The following is a 17,539-nucleotide window of genomic DNA, read 5'->3' as shown; positions in this document are numbered from 1 at the left end:
AATTCGGGCTGATCTCCGCAAAGCAGGACGAGACCGAGGGGTGCAGCCCATGAAGCTCGAAGCCACCGTCGACGATCTGATGGACACCTTGCGCGCCGACCTCGAACGGCTCGCCGCGATTCCGTCGATCGCCTTCCCCGGCTTCCCGGCCGCACCGGTGCAGGAGGCGCACGACCTGCTGGTCGACCTGTTGCGCGGGGCGGGGGTGTCGCACGTCGAGCGGCTCGACCTGCCGGACACCTCGCCCGTGATCTACGGGGAGATTCCGCCGCCGACCCCCGAGGCGCCGACCGTCCTGCTCTACGGCCACTACGACGTCCAGCCGCCCGGCGACGAGAGCCTGTGGAAGTCGCCGCCCTTCGAGCCGACCCCGATCGAGGGGGGCCTGCGCGCCCGCGGTATCGCCGACGACAAGTCCAACGTCATCGTGCACCTGGGGATGCTGCGGGCCTACGGCGGCCGGCCGCCCGTCGGCATCAAGATCGTCATCGAGGGCCAGGAGGAGTACGGCAGCGCCTTCGACGACTATCCGCCCACCGACCCGGAGCGGTTCGCCTGTGACGCCATGGTGGTCGCCGACCTCGGCAACCTCCGCCCCGGCACCCCCACCCTCACCACCGCCCTGCGCGGCGCGTCCGAGGTCGTCGTGGAGGTGCGCACCCTCGACGAGCCGCGCCACAGCGGGGAGTTCGGGGGCGCGGCGCCCGACGCGCTGCTCGTGCTCATCAAGGCGCTTGCCACCCTGCACGACGTACACGGAGATGTGGCCGTCGAGGGGCTGCGGCGCGAGGACTGGAGCGGCACGAGCTATACGGAGGAAGAGTTCCGCTCGCTCGCCGGTGTGCGCGAGGGCGTGCCGCTCGTCGGCAGCGGCAGCCTGGGCGAACGGCTGTGGAGCGGCCCCGCGATCACGGTGATCGGCCTGGACGCGCCCGGCGTCGAGCACGCCGCGTCGGCCGTCGTGCCGTACGCGCGCGCCAAGTTGAACCTCCGCTTCCACCCCCGTCAGGACGCGAAGGAGGCGATGGGCAAGCTGGTCGGGCACCTGCGCTCGCTCACACCGTTCGGCGTCCACCTCGCCGTCACGCCCGGCGACACGGGACCCGGCTACGAGGCGGACACCGGAGGCCCCGCCTACCGCGCCGCGCGCGCCGCCCTCAAGGAAGCCTGGGGCGAGGAAGCCTCGTACGTGGCGACCGGCGGCTCCATCCCCCTGGTCAACGGTCTGGCGAAGGCGGCACCCGGCGCCGAGGTCCTGCTCTTCGGCGCCCAGGACAGCATGTGCAACCTGCACGCCCCCAACGAACGCGTCCTCTTCTCCGAGTTGCGCAACACGGTCGTCGCCATGGCCGCCTTCGTGCGCGAGTACGCCGCCGGCTTCAGCCGCGACACCTCCGGGGAGAGCCGCGCATGAGCACCACCGCGACCGACCCTGGTACGGAAGAGCCGCAGCGCAAAGGGAAGTTCACCTTCCCCAGCGCTCTGACCATCCTCGCGATCGTCACCGTGGCCGTCTGGCTGCTCGCCTTCCTCATCCCGTCCGGCGCGTACGACCGCAACGACAAGGGCGCGCCCGTCGAGGGCAGCTACCACCGTGTCGACTCGGGCCAGACCTTCGTCGACCGGCTCAACGACCTCTTCCTCGCGCCGGTCAACGGCCTGTACGGGGTGCAGGACGAGAAGTCGGGCCTCGTCGGGCCCGACATGGCCGGTGAGCTGTACGGCAGCGCGGGCGTGTTCCTGTTCGTGCTCGCCATCGGCGCGTTCATCACCGTCGTCTTCGCCACCGGCGCCCTCGACCGCGGCATCGGCCGCCTCGCCCACCGGCTGCGCGAGCGCGGCGCGATGCTGATCGCGGGCGTGATGCTCGTCTTCGCCGTCCTCGGCACGGTCGAGGGGTTCGCGGAGGAGACGCTCGGCTTCTACGGCCTCATCGTGCCCCTGATGCTCGCCCTCGGCTATGACCGGATGGTCGCGGTCGGCGCGATCATCCTGGGGGCCGGGATCGGCGTGCTCTGCTCGACGGTCAACCCGTTCGCGACCGGAGTGGCGTCCTCTGCCGCGGACATCTCGCTCGGCGACGGCATCGTGCTGCGGTTCGTGATGTGGGTCGTCCTGACCGCGGTCACCATCGCCTACGTCATCCGCTACGCGAAGCGCGTACAGAAGAACCCGGAACGTTCCCTCACCGGTTTCCTGCCCGGCGACCGCGAGCAGACCGCCGCCGACGCGGGCGAGGTGCCGGAGCTGACGGGCCTGCACAAGGCCCTGCTCGTCCTGGTCGCCCTTGTCTTCGCCTTCATGATCTTCTCGGTGGTGCCCTGGTCGAGCGCCCTGACGGGCAAGGCGGACGCCACTCCGTACGGCTTCGAACTCGGCTGGTCCTTCCCGCAGCTGGCGGCGCTCTTCCTCGTCGCCGCCGTGCTCGTCGGGTGCGTGGCGCGGATGGGCGAGCAGAAGCTCAGCTCGACGATCATCCAGGGCGCTGCCGACTTCATCTCGCCCGCCCTGGTGATCGTGCTCGCGCGCGGCGTCACGGTGATCATGAACAATTCGAAGGTCACGGACACGGTCCTGCACTCCATCGAGGGTGTGGTGAAGGGGACGTCCTCCGGACTCTTCGCGGTCATCGTCTTCGTCGTGAACCTGCCGCTCGCCTTCCTGATCCCGTCCACTTCCGGCCACGCGACCCTCGCCATGCCGATCCTCGCCCCGCTGGCCGATTTCGCCGGAGTCTCCCGTTCGGTCGTCGTCACGGCCTGGCAGGCGGCCAGCGGCTGGATGAATCTGTGGGTGCCGACCACCGCCGTGACCATCGGCGGTGTCGCGCTCGCCAAAGTCGGCTACGACAAGTACCTCCGCTTCGTCTGGCCTTTGCTCGCCATCTTGTTCGTACTGATCTGCGCCTTCGTGGCGCTGGGAGCGGCTCTGACATGACAACGAACGCATCGGCGGCAGTGGCGGCCAAGCCCTCGGCGGCCGCCTACCGCAATCTCGCCGTGGCCACCATCGGGTTCACCCTCACCTTCTGGGCGTGGGACCTGATCGCGCCGCTCGGCAGCGACTTCGGGGAGCGGCTCGGCCTCTCCTCGTTCGCGCAGTCCCTGCTCGTCGCCGTGCCGGTCATCGTCGGCTCGCTCGGCCGTGTGCCGGTCGGCGCGCTCACCGACCGCTACGGCGCCAAGCTGATGTTCCCGCTGATCTCGGCGCTCACGATCGTGCCGGTGCTGCTGATCATTCCGGCCAAGGGCAGCTACGTGGCGATGCTCGCGGTCGGCTTCCTGCTCGGCCTGGGCGGCACGACGTTCGCGATCGGCATCCCGCTGGTCAACTCGTGGTTCCCGCCCGCGCACCGCGGCTTCGCGCTCGGCGTCTTCGGCATGGGCATGGGAGGCGTGGCCCTCTCCGGCTACTTCACGCCCCGGATCGCCAAGCACGGCGACAATCTGCCGTTCCTGGTCGTGGCGATCGCCCTCGCGGCCTACGCGGTGCTCGCGGCGCTCCTGATCACCGACCGCCCCGACCGTCCGGTGCCGACGAGCCCGCTCACGACCCGCCTCGGGCAGGCGGGACGGCTGCGGGTGACGTGGGAACTCTCCGCGCTGTACGCGATCGGCTTCGGCGGCATCGTCGCCTTCGGCGTCTACCTGCCCACGTACCTCAAGACCTGGTACGACCTCTCGCCCACGGACGCGGGCACGAAGGCGGCCGGGTTCGCGCTGGTCACGGTCATCTTCCGGCCGATCGGCGGCTGGCTCTCCGACCGCGTCCACCCGGCGTCGGTCACCTCGGTCGCGCTGGCCGTCGTCGCCGCCTTCGCCATCGTGCAGGCCTTCGAGCCGGGCCTGAACCCCGGCGGCACGATCTGCTTCCTGGTGATGGCGGCCGGGCTCGGCACGGCGAGCGGCAGCGTCTTCGCACTCGTCTCGCAGGTGACACCACAGGCCCAGGTCGGCTCCGTGACGGGCATCGTGGGAGCGATGGGCGGCCTGGGGGGCTTCGTCCCGCCGCTGGTCATGGGCGCGATCTACAGCGCCAAGGACTCGTACTCGATCGGCTTCATGCTGCTCTCGGACCTGGCGCTCGCGGGATGCGTGTACGCGTACGGGCGGATGCGGGGGCTGCGCGCCTCGTAGCCGGCGTTGTGGCACCGGCTTCGCCGGGTTCGTCATCGAGCGCCGGGCGGGCCGGCTCTCCCGGCCCGCCCGGCGCTCGGGGACTAGTCCTTCTCCTCGTCGCCGAAGAGATGCCGCACCGTCGAGCGGTAGTTGGTCCGCACATGGGCCAGCGCCACGCGACGCGCGCGCTCCGCGTCCCCGGACGCCACCGCCTCGTACAACTCCCGGTGCTCCGCGAGGAGATGCGTCCACTCCTCGTTGCGCCGCGTCATCCACCGGAGGCGTCCGTCCACGGGCTCCATGACGGAGGTCAGGAGCCCGTTCCCCGCCATCGCGAGGACGCGGTCGTGGAAGCGCGTGTTGATGTCCGTGATCGCCTCCGCGTCCGCCGTGCGCGTGGCCACCGCCGCGCTGTCGAGCAGGGCGGCGAGCTCCGCGAGACCCTCGTCCGTGGCCCGCTCGGCCGCACGCCCCGCCGCGAACACCTCCAACGCCTCGCGCAGCTCGAAGAGTTCGGTCACATCGGTGCGCGTGAGGCGGCGGACCACGGTCCTGCGCGGGGTCTCGAAGGTGACGAAACCCTCGGCGACCAGGGCCCGGATCGCCTCGCGGACCGGCACCCTGGACACTCCCAGGCGCTCCGCGAGCTCCCGTTCGACCAGGCGGTCGCCGGGCCCGAGGCGTCCGGCGATGATCTCCTGCCGCAGCTCGGCGAGCACACGTTCGCGTACGGCGGCCAGCGGCTGTTCCACGGTCGTCATGGGGTCCATCATTGCCGAACCCCGCATCGATTTACCGATTCGTAACCGTACGGACATTGCCGAGCGCCTTCGGGAGCGGGAGCATGACGGAATCTTTGGTATACCAAACTTTGGTATACCAAAGGGCGCCGCACCTTCGTCCCCCCATGCAGGCCGCACCTCCCTCCCCCTTCGCAGGAACCCCGCAGGAGGCCCCGTGTCCCTCACCCAGCGCCCCGACGCCCCGGGCGCCGCGACCGACTTCGTGCCCGACCCCCGCCTCACCAACGAAGACCTCGCTCCCACCGCCGAACGCAAGTGGAAGGTCTTCGACCTCTTCGCCCTGTGGATGTCCGACGTCCACAACCTCGGCAACTACACCTTCGCGGCCGGGCTGCTCGTTCTCGGCCTCAACGTCTGGCAGATCTTCACCTCGCTCCTCGTCGGCTTCCTGCTCATCTATGTCGGGATGAACATGATGGGCCGCATCGGCCAGCGCCACGGCGTGCCGTTCCCCGTCGTCAGCCGCATCAGCTTCGGCGTCTGGGGCGCCAACATCCCCGCCCTGATCAGGGCCGTGATCGCCATCATGTGGTACGGAATCCAGACCTATCTGGCCTCCATCGCGGTCAACGTCATGCTGATCGCCGCCTTCCCCGGCCTCGACTCCTGGACCGAGCACTCCTTCCTCGGCCTGCACGCGCTCGGCTGGTGTTCGTTCGTCGCCCTCTGGCTCGTGCAGGGGCTGATCATGACCCGGGGCATGGAATCCGTACGGAAGTTCCAGGACTTCTGCGGGCCCGCCATCTGGGTCGTGATGATCGCCCTCGCCGTCTGGATCCTCTGGAAGGCCGGCTGGACCATCTCGCTCACCAGCACCCCCAACCCGGTCTCCACCGGTGAGCAGGTGCGGCAGTGGTTCGGCGCCATCGGGCTCATCCTCGCCACGTACGGCACCCTGATGCTCAACTTCTGCGACTTCTCGCGCTTCGCCCCCGACTACCGCACCGTCAAGCGCGGCAACTTCTGGGGCCTGCCCATCAACTCCACCGCCTTCGTGATCCTCTCCGTCGTCGTCACCGCGGGCAGCCTGGAGGTCTTCGGCAAGGCCATCACCGACCCCGCCGAACTCGTCGCCGAGATCGGCAACACCTGGGTGCTCGTCGGCGGCGCGCTCACCTTCGCCGTCGCCACGATGGGCGTGAACATCGTGGCCAACTTCGTCTCGCCCGCGTACGACCTGGCCAACGTCTGGCCGCAGAAGATCACCTTCAAGATCGGCGGGATCATCTCCACGGTCGCCGCGCTGCTCGTCACGCCCTGGAACCTCTACTCCAACCCGACCGTCGTGAACTACTTCCTCGGCGGCCTCGGCGCCTTCCTCGGACCGCTGTTCGGGATCATCGCGGTCGACTACTTCTGGATCAAGCGCGGTCGCATCGACGCCGAAGCGCTCTTCAAGGCCGAGCCGGGATCGCCGTACTACTACAAGCGGGGCGTCAACCCGAAGGCGCTCGGCGCCTTCGTGCCGACCGCCGGCGCGGCCGCGGTGTGCGCGCTCGTGCCGTTCTTCGACTACGTCGCGCCCTACTCCTGGTTCATCGGGACGGCCACGGCCGCGCTGCTCTACGCGGTGCTGTGCCGCGCCGAGCGGACCGCGGCGGCGGCGCTCACGGACACGGACACGGACGCGGTGGAGGGCTAGTGCGCATCGTCGTCACCAACTGCAACACGACGCGGGCGATGACCGAGGAGATCGTGCACGGCGCACGGGGCGCGGCGGCCCCCGGCACCACGATCACCGGGCTCACCCCGTCCTGGGGACCGGAGTCCGCCGAAGGGTGGCTCGACAGCTACCTCTCGGCGGCCGCCGTACTCGACACCCTGCGCGGCTACGAGGAGCCGTACGACGCCGTGGTCATGGCCGGGTTCGGCGAGCACGGACGCGAGGGCGCCCGGGAACTCCTGGACGTGCCCGTCGTCGACATCACCGAGGCCGCGGCACATCTGGCCTGTCTCCTCGGGCGGCGCTACGGCGTCGTCACCACCCTCGACCGGGCCCGCGGCCAGATCGAGGACAGCCTGCACACGGCGGGCGTCGCACAGAACTGCGCGGCGGTCGTGGGCACGGGACTCGGCGTCCTCGACCTCGGGGACAGCGAGGTCACCGTGCGCGCCTTCCTCGCCGCGGCCGAGCGGGCCCGCGACGCGGGCGCCGAGGTCCTGGTGCTCGGCTGCGCCGGGATGACCGGGCTCCAGGAGAAGGTCGGCGCCGCACTCGACATGCCCGTGGTCGACGGCGTGGCCGCCGCGGTGAAGCTCGCGGAGTCGCTCGTAGGACTCGGCCTGACCACGAGCCGCGCCGGTGGCTACGCCAAACCCCTGCCGAAGGTACGTACTTGGGGGCGGCCGTCGGAGTGATTCTTCGCCGATCTGCCGCCCGATCGGCGGTGTACGAGGCTTGACGCGGGCCGGGCCGCCGCAGACTCCGGGGAGCGCGCCGGGCCGGTCCGGCGCAGAGCAACTGGAGGCGCCCGGTGCCGCAGCCACCCTTCCGGCCAACTGGCCGCCGTCGCCGTCCCGTCCTGACCCGAATCCTGGCCGCCGCGCTGCTGCTCGGCGCGGCGGCGACGTCCTTCGGAGCGGAGGTGTCCGTGGCCGCGCCGCGTGACGACGACCCCGCGGTCGCTCCCGGCGCCACCTTCTGGGTGGACCCGGACAGCCCCGCGGCCCGGCAGGTCACCGCGTGGCGGAGCGAGGGGCGGACCGCCGATGCCCGGCTCATCGAGCGCATCGCGGGGCGCCCCCAAGCCGTCTGGCTGCACGGCCCGGGGCCCGGCCCCGCCGTCCGCGCGGCCACCGAGGCGGCGGCCGCGGCAGGGCACACCCCCGTGCTCGTCGCCTACTTCATCCCGCACCGCGACTGCGGCGACTACTCCGGAGGCGGGGCCGCGGACGCGGCGGCGTACCGGCGGTGGGTCGACGAGTTCGCCGCGGGCATCGGTGACCGCGCCGCGTACGTCGTCGTCGAACCGGACGCCGTCGCGCAGAAGATCGCCGGGTGCGCGAAGGCCGACGCCGACGAGCGGTACGCGCTGCTCGCCTACGCCGTCGACCGCATCAAGGCGCGCCCGCACACCAAGGTGTACCTCGACGCGGGCAATTCCAGCTGGATCCCCGACGTGGACCGCCTGCTCGACCCGCTGCGCCGGTCCGGGATCGCCAAGGCCGACGGCTTCGCCCTGAACGTCTCCAACTACCAGACGAACGCGGCGAGTTCGGCGTACGGGCACCGCCTCGCGGGCGCGCTTGGCGGCGCCAAGCACTTCGTCGTGGACAGCAGCCGCAACGGCAACGGCCCCTACACCGGCGGCGACGAGGCCTGGTGCAACCCGCCGGGCCGCGCCCTCGGCATCCCGCCCACCACCGCCACCGGTGACGCCGCGCTCGACGCCTACCTGTGGATCAAGCGGCCCGGCGAGTCCGACGGGACCTGCCGGGGCGGGCCGCCGGCGGGGCAGTGGTGGCCGGAGTACGCGCTGGGGCTCGCCAGCAGGGCCAGGGGTTAGGGGGCGGGGTCAGGGGCCGGGGGAGGGGGGTTGTGGGCTAGGGCGTCAGTCCGGGACCACTGCCGTGGCGGTGATCTCCACCAGCTGGCCGGTGTAGCCCAGGCACGTCGTGCCGAGCAGCGTGGAGGTGTGCGGGCCCTTCGCGAGCAGGTCGGAGGCGCGTACGACCTCCCAGGCCTTGCCCAGCGGGCCGGGCTCGTCGCTCACCACGTACACCGTGCTGGCCACCACCTGCGTCAGATCGCTGCCGATCGCGCGCAGGGCCTCGTCGAGGTTGGCGATGACCTGCTCGGTCTGGCGCACCACATCGCCTTCTCCCACGAGATTCCCCTCGGGGTCGAGCGGCACGGAGCCCGCCATGAAGGCGAGCTTGGTGCCTGCTTCGACGAGGGCGGCGTGGGCGTATCCGGGCGGCGGGAAGAGGGTGGGCACGACGGTGCGCTGAGAGGTGGTCATGGGGCCGATCCTGGGGGAGGCGGGCGGTGGCGCGCACCCGAATTACGCCGGGGCGACGTGAGCCCGCCCCGGCGTAACTCGGCACCGACGGAAGCCTGCTTCCGCCGGGGTGCTTCAGCGCACCGACGCCGGTGAAGCCCCGCCCTGTACCAGCAGGTGCGGTTTCCCCTCGCCGTCGGCCCGTGTCGTCCAGATGTCCTGCTTCCTGCCGTCGGCGCCCGGCAGGGCGTACGCCACGGTCTTGTCGTCCAGCCATGCGGCCTGGTCGTCGACGCCGCGGGTCTCGGCGAGGGGGTGCTCGCGCAGGGTGCGCAGGTCAAGGACGTAGAGGCGCCAGGGGTTCGCACCGCTTTTCCGTACGCGCTTCTTGAACGCCAGACGCGTGTTGTCGGGCGAGAGCGAGGGGCACTCCACGTTCGTGCGCAGGGTGCGGGCCGCCCACTTCTTCATGTCGCCCCGCACCAGATACGTCTTCCCCTTCGTCGAGACCGTCGCATAGAAGCGGTTGTCGTCGCGGGCGAAGGTGACGCCCCAGTAGTTGACGTCGGGGGAGTGGTAGCGGCGGCCGTCGAGGGTGAGGGGGATCTCCTCCATGTTCTTGATCAGGTAGCCCGTGCGGGTGTCCAGGATCGAGGTGCGGGTGGAGAAGGAGGACCCCGCGTAGGAGTCGCCCGTCGCGAACATCGTCCAGGACAGCATCCGGCCCGATGCCGAGACCCGGGCCCGGTTGGGGACGCCGGTGAGCGCGATGCGGCGCTTCTCGCGCAACTGGCGGTCCAGGACGAGGGCGTACGACTTGGGCGGGATTCCCGGGCGGCGCTGGAGGCAGAGGGCGGTGTCCGCGGCGGCGTAGAAGCGCTCGCAGGAGGGGCCGCCCGTGGTGCGGGGGCTCTTCCCCGGAAGAGGGGTGGACATGGTGCGGGCGACGCGGCCTGCGGCAGCTCCTTCCGTGCCGCGGAAGTAGAGGTGGCCTCGGTCGAGCGCGAACTCCGAGGTGGCGGAGGCCGGTTGCGTCCGTTCGGCCGCGTGGAGGGTGTAGGTGACGGCCACCGTCGCGAGCACGGCGGCGGCCGCGGACACGGCGATGAGCCGGGTGCGCAGGGACTTGGGGGCGAGGTGGGGTTCGGGTTCGGAGGTGGGGGGCTTCATGTCTGTGTCTGCCTTTCCCGGCGGGGGAGGAGCGCTGCCGCCCCCGCCAGTGCCGCCGTCAGTGCGAGCGCCGCGCAGGTCAGCGCGGGGCCGATGCCCCACAGCGTCCAGGCCGCGCCGAACCCGGCAGCCGCGACGAGGCGGGCCAGGGCCTGGCCCGTCTGCAGGACCGCCATGCCGCTGGCCCTGCGCCCCTGCGGAAGCACCGGCGTGGCGAGTGCCATCAGGACGCCGTCGGTGGCCGCGTAGAAGATGCCGAGGAGCAGGAGCACGCCGATGAGCAGGGCCCAGCCGTCGGCGGGGGAGAGCAGCAGGACGTAGCCGCCGAGCAGCGCCGCATGCCCGGCCAGGAACGGGACGCGGCGCCCGGCGCGGTCGGCCAGGCGCCCGGCGGGCACCGCGAGCAGCAGATAGACCGCGGCGGCGCCCAGCGGCAGGAGAGGGAACCAGCTCACCGCGAAGTCGAGCCGCCGCTGGAGGAGCAGATAGAGGAAGGCGTCCCCGATGGTGGCCGCGCCGAGGAGTGATGCGGCGCCCAGGATGCGCCGGAAGGCGGGGAGACGGAGCAGGTCCAGCACCTTGCCCCGGACTGCCTTGTCCTGGGCTGCCTTGCTCCGGGCTGCCATGTCCCGGGCGCCTGTTGACCGATCCCCCTTGGCGTCCGCCGACCGTTCGCCCCCGGCGTCCGCCGAGCGTCCCTCCTCCGGCGGGCCGGCCAGGCCCTCCCGCCCCGGGACGAACGTGACCAGCATCAGCACTCCGAGCAGCCCGAAGCAGAAGCTGACCACGAACACGGCGTCGTACGCGTCCGCCGTCGCCCAGAGCAACGCGAACGCGGCGAGCGGTCCGAGCAGCGCGCCCGTGGTGTCCATCGCGCGGTGCACGCCGAACGCCCGGCCGAGGGCGTCCGGCGGGCTGCTGAGCGAGATCAGCGCGTCGCGCGGCGCGGTGCGCACGCCCTTGCCGATGCGGTCCGCGGCGAGCGCCGCGCCGATTCCGGCCGTGGCGCCGCCCGCGAGGAGCAGGCCGAGCCGGGAGAGCGCGGAGAGGGCGTAGCCGCCGCCCGCGACGAGCTTGTGCCGCCCGCCGCGGTCGGCGGCGTACCCGCCGAGGAGCCGCACGAAGGCGGTGACGCCGTTGTAGAGGCCGTCGAGGAATCCGAACTGGAGCGGCGACAGGCCGAGTTGGAGGACGAAGTAGAGCGGAAGGACCGCCGTGACCATCTCGGAGGAGATGTCGGTGACCAGGCTGACCGCGCCGAGGGCGATGACGGGCCCTGCGACGCGACCGCGCTTGGTCTTGGGCTCAGTGGTCTGCGCGGTCCCAGCCTCGGTCTTGGCTTGGGCGACCGCGTCCGTGGATGCCAGATACATCGCGGCGGTTCAACGGCACTTGTAGGACGGGCTGCTGTCCTTCGTCGCGCCGTCCGTGCCGACGAGGTTCCAGGAGAAGCCGGTGTCGGTGAAGTCCAGCTTCACCACGCCGAACTTCTTGGTGAGCCGCTTCTCGCTGTTGGGCTGGACTTCCTCGATCTTGTACGGGTTGGCGCCGCCCATGCCGCCGAGCAGCTCCACGATGCCGTTGGCGTCGGCCTTGCCGTCCGGGTTCTGCGGTGCGAACCGCTCGTAGTGGTGGTCGTGGCCGTTCATGACCAGCTCGGCCTTGTTGGCGTAAAGGAGCTTCCAGACGGGCCTGCTGACCGGGTCGTTGCCGTGCTCGCCCGAGGAGAAGAGGGGATGGTGCCAGTAGGCGGCCACGCACTTCTTGGAGTTGGCGGCGAGGTCGGCCTTGAGCCAGTCGATCTGCTCCTTGTCGTCGAAGCTGTTGGAGTCGAGGGCGATGAAGTGCCAGTTGTCCTGGTCGAAGCTGTAGTAGCTCTCGCCCTTGGGGTACGCGATGCTGCCGAAGTAGGACTTGTAGCCCTTGAGGGCGCCCGCCGGGTCGTACGTCTCGTGGTTGCCCGGCACCGGGCGCGTCTTGTCCTTGAACGCGCCCCAGCTGGTGTCGTAGTAGTCCTCGAAGTCCCGCAGCCGGGCGTCGTCGTACTGGTTGTCGCCCATCGTCATGACGAAGGACGGGTCGAGCTTCTCGACGAGCGCGGCGGTCTTCGGATGGACGCAGTCGCTGTCGTCCGAGGTGCACTGTTCGGCGATGTCACCTGCGGCCACCGCGGTGAAGGCGGCCTTCGTGTCCGTGCCGTTCGGTGTGGCGTCGGCCTCGCCGGCCGGGGACCAGAGGAGGACCCCGCCGACGAGGGCGAGGGACGCGCCTGCTGCCAGGGGGATGGCCAGGCGGGTCTTTGCGGTGCGGGATTTCATGGCGCGGGGGGTGGGCGGCATGTCCGTCTCCTAGATCGGCGTGGGGGGCCGTGAGCGGCGCGGAGGCCATTCGCAGGCATCTTGTCGGCGTGGCATGAGCGCGTCAATCCTTTGGGCGAACTATTGTTAGGAAAGTTTCCTACCAGCTTTCGCCCCGGGACAGCTGGCCTAGGCTGGCGTGCGGGAATGACGTGCGAGTGACCGAGGGTGAGCGAGGTGGTGAACGTGACGACGGCTGCTGCCGCGCGTGCTGATGCCGCCGCCGCGCCCCTGCCTCCCGCGGGGCTGCTCGGCGAGCTCCTGCGTTCCTGCGCCGCCGTCTTCCTTCCGGCCGAGGTGCCGAGGGAGGGGCGGATCGCGTTCTGGGCGCCGGAGGGGAGGCTGCCTGCCGGGCTTTCGGGGGGCGGGGCTCGCACTCGGGGCGGGGCGGGGGCCGAGTCCGAGTCCGGGTCCGAGTCCGGATCTGGGGTCGGCGAGGGCGGGCTGCCCGGTGAGGGTGAGTGGCCCGGCGGGGGTGAGCTGCCGGGCGGGGGCGAGTCGTCCGGCGGGGGTGAGCTGCCGGGCGGGGGCGAGTCGCCGGGCGAGGGTGAGCTGCCGGGCGGGGGTGAGTCGCCGGGCGGGGGTGAGCTGTCCGGCGACGGCGGGCTGCCCGGTGCGTACGAGGGTGAGATCGCCGTCGTACGCCCGCACGGCAAGGGTGTGCGTACGCGTACCGTCCCCGCGCTGATCCTGCCCGTGGCCGAAGCCGCCGCGCTCCTGCTGCGCGCCGCCGGGCCCGCGCACCCCGCGCACCCCGCGCACCCCGCGCGCCCTCCGCACCCCGCGCGCCCCGCACTCCCCGTGCACCCCGCGGTGGCCTGCTGGGCCGCCGCCGTCCGGCACGCCCTGCACCTCGCCGCGCGGGGCAGGCTGCTGCCCGGTCTGACCGGCGGTGACCTGGACGCGTGGCGGGCGGGGCCGCTGGACGCCGCCGACGTGACGCAGCTGCGGGGGATCGCCGCCGCGCTGCCCGCGGAGGCCCACGCCGTACCGCTGCCCGGCAGCAGGCCCCTCCTGCTTCCCGAGCCGTTCGCCCTGGTCAGGGCCTTCGTCGACGCGGTGGTGGACACCCTGCCGCGCACGCCCGCCGCGGCGCACGCGGTCGGCGCCCCCTTCGCCGCACGGGAGCCGCAGCGGCTGCCGCACGCGCGGGAGTGGGCCGCGGAGGTCGCGGCCGGGATGGACGCCGGGGTGCGGGTGTCGCTGCGGCTCGATCTCCAGGCGCACGAGGTGTTCGAGGGAGGCTCGGGCGACGTACCCGATACGGCGTCCGGCGACCACGCGGGCATGGACGGCCCGCAGGAGAGCATGGCGAGCCCGGCGGCGGCCGTCGTGCAGGTGCACAGCCTCGCCGACCCCACCCTCGTCGCGGACGCCGCCCAACTCTGGTCCGGAGCCGATCACTTCGGCCCCCGCGCCCGTATCGACACACTCCTCGCCGTGCGGCGCGCGGCCCGCGTGTGGCAGCCGCTCGCCCGCCTCCTGGAGCGGCCTGTTCCCGACGTACTGCCGCTGAGCGAGAGCGAGTTGTACGAACTCCTCGGCGTCGCGGCGACCCGCCTTGGCGCGGCGGGCGTGGCCGTGCACTGGCCCCGCGAGCTGACGCGCGGCCTCACGGCGACCGCCGTCGTGCGCCCCGCGCCCGGCACGGCGGCCGACAACTTCGACTTCTTCAAGACCGAGCAACTCCTTGAGTTCCGCTGGCAGTTGGCGCTCGGTCCCGGTGACGGAACGGGTGACGGGGAAGAGGGACCCCTCACCGAGGCGGAGATGGACATCCTGGCGGAGGCGCACCGCCCGGTCGTACGCCTGCGTGACCAGTGGGTCCTGGTCGACCCCGAACTCGTACGCAAGGCGCGCAAGCGGGACCTGGGTCTCCTGGACCCGGTGGACGCGCTGTCCGTCGCGCTGACGGGTGCGGCGGAGGTGGAGGGCGAGCGGGTCGAGGCGGTCCCGACCGGCGCCCTGGCCCGCCTCCGCGAGCGCCTGACCGACGACCTCCGCCCCGTCGCCCCGCCGCCCGCGCTCGCCGCCACCCTCCGCGACTACCAGCTCAGGGGCCTGGCCTGGCTCGACCGGATGACCTCGCTCGGCCTCGGCGGCTGCCTCGCCGACGACATGGGCCTCGGCAAGACCGTCACCCTGATCGCCCTCCACCTTCACCGGGCCCGCCCCGAACCGACGCTCGTGGTCTGCCCGGCCTCGCTGCTGGGCAACTGGCAGCGGGAGATCGAGCGGTTCGCGCCCGGAGTTCCGGTGCGCCGCTTCCACGGGACGGGCCGCAGCCTCGACGGTGACCTGACGGGCGGCTTCGTCCTGACGACGTACGGCACGATGCGTACGAGCGCGTCCGAACTGGCCGCCCAGCCCTGGGGGTTGGTGGTGGCGGACGAGGCCCAGCACGTCAAGAATCCGCACGCGGCGACGGCGAAGGCGCTGCGCACGATTCCCTCCGCGGCGCGGGTGGCGCTCACCGGCACCCCCGTCGAGAACAACCTCTCCGAGCTCTGGGCGCTGCTGGACTGGACGACGCCGGGCCTGCTCGGCCCGCTGAAATCCTTCCGCGCGCGCCACGCCCGTGTCGTGGAGGGCGGCGAGGATGACGAGGCGATGGCGCGCCTCGCCCGCCTGGTCCGCCCCTTCCTTCTGCGCCGCAAGAAGTCCGACCCGGGAATCGCCCCCGAACTCCCCCCGAAGACCGAGACGGACCACCCGGTGACGCTCACCCGCGAACAGGCCTCGCTCTACGAAGCGGTCGTACGCGAGACGCTCGCGCGCATCGAGGCGTCCGAGGGTATCGCGCGCAGGGGCCTGGTCATGAAGCTGCTCATGGCCCTGAAGCAGATCTGCAACCACCCGGCGCAGTACTTGAAGGACGGCGAGATCGTGGGGCGCGGGAGTGCGGGGGGCCGCGGGGGCCGAGGGGGTCGCTCCCGCTCGGGGAAACTGGAACTCCTCGACGAACTGCTCGACACGATCCTGGCGGAGGACGGCGCGGTCTTGGTCTTCACGCAGTACGTGGAGATGGCCCGCCTCCTGGAATCACACCTCGCCGCACGCGGCATCGGCACCCAGCTCCTGCACGGTGGTACGCCGGTGCGGCGCAGGGAGGAGATGGTGGACCGCTTCCAGTCGGGCGAGGCGCCGGTCTTCCTCCTGTCCCTCAAGGCGGCGGGCACGGGCCTGAACCTCACCAGGGCGGGTCATGTCATCCACTACGACCGCTGGTGGAACCCGGCGGTGGAGGAGCAGGCCACGGACCGCGCCTACCGCATCGGCCAGACCCAGCCGGTCCAGGTCCACCGCCTGATCACGGAGGGCACGGTGGAGGACCGCATCGCCGAACTCCTCGCGGCGAAGCAGGCGTTGGCGGACGCGGTCCTGGGCGAGGGCGGCGAGTCGGCATTCACGGAACTCTCGGACGCGGAGCTGGCGGACCTGGTGTCATTGCGGAGGGTGTCGTGAGGGGCGGGCGCCCTGGCGAGGGCGGCGGCAGCGGTGGTGTCGGCGCCGGCGGTACCGAGCCGAGAGACGGCAGCCGCGCAGGCCGTACCGATGGGAACCCCGCCAGCCGCCCCGCCCGCACCGATGGGAACCCCGCCAGCCGCCCCGCCCGCACCGATGGGAACCCCGCCAGCCGCCCCGCCCGCACCGATAGGAACCCCGCCAGCCGCCCCGCCCGCACCGGCAAGGCTGCGGGCAGCCGGGTCGACCGTCCCGGAAAGGTCGCCCTCAGTCGCGCCACCGGCGGTGGGCGCGTCTTTCCGCCGCTGCCGCAGCACCCCGACCCCCATGCCCCGTTCGCCACCTCCTGGTGGGGCAACGCCTGGATCGGTGCGCTGGAGGGGACATCGCTCGACGCGGGGCGCCTTGCCCGCGGGCGGGCCTACGCCCGTGAGGGGCACGTCGACACCATCACGGTCGCACCGGGCCGCATCGTGGCGTACGTGCACGGCAGCAGGCCCCGCCCGTACCGTGCCGAGATCCGCATGCGCACCCTCACCCCGGAGGACTGGAACAACTTCCTGGACGCGGTGGCCACGGAACCGGCGCACATCGCGGCGCTCCTGGACAAGGACATGCCGCACGCGCTGGTGGACGCGGCGGAACGCTCCGGGGTCCAACTCCTCCCAGGACCAGGCGACTTGGTACCGTCCTGCACCTGCCCGGACCACGGCCGCCCCTGCAAGCACGCGGCGGCGCTCACCTACCAGACGGCCAGACTCCTCGACGCCGACCCCTTCGTACTCCTTCTCCTGCGCGGCGGCGACGAGCAGGCGCTCCTCGACGAACTGGCCCAGCGCAACGCGCACCAAGCGGCCCGCGAACAAGCCGCCACCACGCACGGCGAGAGCGCCGCGGCCCTCCCCGGAACCCTGGCCAGGGACGTCCTGTCCACGACGTACCGCCCGCCGCTCCCGCCCCCGCTCCCACTCCCCGCCCACCCGGGCGAGCCCCCGCTGCTCCCGTCCGTCCCCGGCGCCCCGGACCCCACGTCCCTGGAGTTCCTGGCCACGGACACGGCGAGCCGGGCCCACGCGTACCTCGCCACCGGCGCGGACCCCTTCCCCGCCGCCGACCCCTGGCGCGACGCGGTCCGCCTCGCCGCATCGCACCCCGGCCTCACGGGCCGCCGCAGCTTCAGCCGCCAGTTCGCCGAGCTCGCCGAGGCGGTGGGCCACACCCCCGCCGACCTCGCCCGCGCCGCGGCGGCCTGGCGCCAGGGCGGCGAGGAAGGCCTCGCGGTCCTCGAATCCCCCTGGGACCCCCCGGCAGGCCCCTTCGACCGAGCCCGGGGCGCCCTCATCGCAGCAGATCTCCCCCGCATGACCATCCACCACAACCACCTCACGAACACCCCCGGCTCCCTCCAACTCCGCTACGGCAGAGACGCCCGCTGGTACCCGTACCGCAGCGATCCGGGCCGCAACGACTGGTGGCCGGAGGGAGAAGCGGACACGGACCCGGTGGGCGCGGCCACAGGGATGATCGGTTCCTGAAGCTGCCCGTCGGGCCTTCGCCGCGCACGAATCCCAGCCTTTGACGAATGCATATGCGTGACGGCATTTGCTGGCTAAAGTCGTCTTGGGGCAGTTGGTTGTGGGGACAACCGAAGTGTCTTTCGGCTGCCAACGTCCTTGGGGAGGGCC

At 72.0% G+C, this 17,539-nt stretch carries 13 protein-coding genes; 8 read left to right on the top strand and 5 right to left on the bottom strand.

Annotation, left to right across the window (positions count from 1 at the left end):
- Window positions 1–49: 49 nt before the first annotated feature.
- From ABZ906_RS14350 to ABZ906_RS14340, 3 genes are read left to right on the top strand one after another with little or no spacing between them, the layout of a single operon-like run.
- Window positions 50–1,414: a M20/M25/M40 family metallo-hydrolase gene (locus ABZ906_RS14350; protein ID WP_361381850.1), complete on the top strand. Its 1,365-nt coding sequence runs from the start codon at window positions 50–52 to the stop codon at window positions 1,412–1,414.
- Window positions 1,411–2,937, top strand: coding sequence for a Na+/H+ antiporter NhaC family protein (locus tag ABZ906_RS14345; RefSeq protein WP_361381847.1), 1,527 nt, complete (start codon window positions 1,411–1,413; stop codon window positions 2,935–2,937). The genes ABZ906_RS14350 and ABZ906_RS14345 overlap by 4 nt, the downstream gene beginning before the upstream one ends.
- Window positions 2,934–4,136 carry an MFS transporter gene (locus ABZ906_RS14340; RefSeq protein WP_361188538.1) on the top strand — a complete coding sequence of 401 codons (1,203 nt, stop codon included), beginning with the start codon at window positions 2,934–2,936 and terminating at the stop codon, window positions 4,134–4,136. The genes ABZ906_RS14345 and ABZ906_RS14340 overlap by 4 nt, the downstream gene beginning before the upstream one ends.
- Before the next feature lie 83 nt (window positions 4,137–4,219).
- Here ABZ906_RS14340 and ABZ906_RS14335 read toward each other — a convergent pair whose 3' ends face one another.
- Window positions 4,220–4,879 carry a GntR family transcriptional regulator gene (locus tag ABZ906_RS14335; RefSeq protein WP_361188535.1) on the bottom strand — a complete coding sequence of 220 codons (660 nt, stop codon included), beginning with the start codon at window positions 4,877–4,879 and terminating at the stop codon, window positions 4,220–4,222.
- Window positions 4,880–5,075: 196 nt separating this feature from the next.
- On the opposite strand from ABZ906_RS14335, the gene ABZ906_RS14330 reads away from it, so the two are divergent.
- The 3 genes from ABZ906_RS14330 (at window position 5,076) to ABZ906_RS14320 (ending at window position 8,427) form a co-directional block, all read left to right on the top strand.
- Window positions 5,076–6,563 (top strand): NCS1 family nucleobase:cation symporter-1, encoded by a 1,488-nt coding sequence (locus ABZ906_RS14330; protein WP_361381844.1) that lies wholly within the window; start codon window positions 5,076–5,078, stop codon window positions 6,561–6,563.
- The gene (locus ABZ906_RS14325) at window positions 6,563–7,279 is read left to right on the top strand and encodes an aspartate/glutamate racemase family protein (protein ID WP_361381841.1); all 717 of its coding nucleotides are present in this window, start codon (window positions 6,563–6,565) and stop codon (window positions 7,277–7,279) included. The genes ABZ906_RS14330 and ABZ906_RS14325 overlap by 1 nt, the downstream gene beginning before the upstream one ends.
- A gap of 227 nt (window positions 7,280–7,506) precedes the next feature.
- Window positions 7,507–8,427 carry a glycoside hydrolase family 6 protein gene (locus ABZ906_RS14320; RefSeq protein ID WP_361383161.1) on the top strand — a complete coding sequence of 307 codons (921 nt, stop codon included), beginning with the start codon at window positions 7,507–7,509 and terminating at the stop codon, window positions 8,425–8,427.
- Between the two features lie 45 nt (window positions 8,428–8,472).
- Here ABZ906_RS14320 and ABZ906_RS14315 read toward each other — a convergent pair whose 3' ends face one another.
- From ABZ906_RS14315 to ABZ906_RS14300, 4 genes are all read right to left on the bottom strand, one after another.
- Complete coding sequence (locus ABZ906_RS14315) at window positions 8,473–8,883, bottom strand: RidA family protein (protein WP_361188526.1); 411 nt, start codon at window positions 8,881–8,883, stop codon at window positions 8,473–8,475.
- A gap of 114 nt (window positions 8,884–8,997) precedes the next feature.
- Window positions 8,998–10,032 carry a hypothetical protein gene (locus ABZ906_RS14310; protein ID WP_361381838.1) on the bottom strand — a complete coding sequence of 345 codons (1,035 nt, stop codon included), beginning with the start codon at window positions 10,030–10,032 and terminating at the stop codon, window positions 8,998–9,000.
- Window positions 10,029–11,405, bottom strand: a complete 1,377-nt coding sequence (locus ABZ906_RS14305; RefSeq protein WP_361381835.1) for an MFS transporter — start codon at window positions 11,403–11,405, stop codon at window positions 10,029–10,031. The genes ABZ906_RS14310 and ABZ906_RS14305 overlap by 4 nt, the downstream gene beginning before the upstream one ends.
- A gap of 9 nt (window positions 11,406–11,414) precedes the next feature.
- Window positions 11,415–12,371, bottom strand: coding sequence for a metallophosphoesterase (locus tag ABZ906_RS14300; RefSeq protein ID WP_361381832.1), 957 nt, complete (start codon window positions 12,369–12,371; stop codon window positions 11,415–11,417).
- Window positions 12,372–12,575: 204 nt separating this feature from the next.
- Here ABZ906_RS14300 and ABZ906_RS14295 point away from each other — a divergent pair, with 204 nt between their 5' ends.
- A complete protein-coding gene (locus ABZ906_RS14295) occupies window positions 12,576–15,854 on the top strand; it encodes a DEAD/DEAH box helicase (RefSeq protein ID WP_361381829.1) in 3,279 nt (1,092 codons plus the stop codon).
- A gap of 305 nt (window positions 15,855–16,159) precedes the next feature.
- A complete protein-coding gene (locus ABZ906_RS14290) occupies window positions 16,160–17,389 on the top strand; it encodes an SWIM zinc finger family protein (RefSeq protein ID WP_361383158.1) in 1,230 nt (409 codons plus the stop codon).
- Window positions 17,390–17,539: the final 150 nt, after the last annotated feature.

This window comes from Streptomyces sp. NPDC046925 (assembly GCF_040644915.1).
Lineage (GTDB): Bacteria > Actinomycetota > Actinomycetes > Streptomycetales > Streptomycetaceae > Streptomyces.
The sequence above is the reverse complement of the archived record's forward strand: the minus strand, read 5'-3'. Positions and strand labels throughout refer to the sequence as shown.

Coding starts and splice junctions, on each gene's coding strand:
- ABZ906_RS14310 (WP_361381838.1), bottom strand. CDS start 10,032: ATGAAGCCCCCCACCTCCGAACCCGAACCCCACCTCGCCCCCAAGTCC.
- ABZ906_RS14315 (WP_361188526.1), bottom strand. CDS start 8,883: ATGACCACCTCTCAGCGCACCGTCGTGCCCACCCTCTTCCCGCCGCCC.
- ABZ906_RS14350 (WP_361381850.1), top strand. CDS start 50: ATGAAGCTCGAAGCCACCGTCGACGATCTGATGGACACCTTGCGCGCC.
- ABZ906_RS14340 (WP_361188538.1), top strand. CDS start 2,934: ATGACAACGAACGCATCGGCGGCAGTGGCGGCCAAGCCCTCGGCGGCC.
- ABZ906_RS14345 (WP_361381847.1), top strand. CDS start 1,411: ATGAGCACCACCGCGACCGACCCTGGTACGGAAGAGCCGCAGCGCAAA.
- ABZ906_RS14300 (WP_361381832.1), bottom strand. CDS start 12,371: ATGCCGCCCACCCCCCGCGCCATGAAATCCCGCACCGCAAAGACCCGC.
- ABZ906_RS14305 (WP_361381835.1), bottom strand. CDS start 11,405: ATGTATCTGGCATCCACGGACGCGGTCGCCCAAGCCAAGACCGAGGCT.
- ABZ906_RS14335 (WP_361188535.1), bottom strand. CDS start 4,879: ATGACGACCGTGGAACAGCCGCTGGCCGCCGTACGCGAACGTGTGCTC.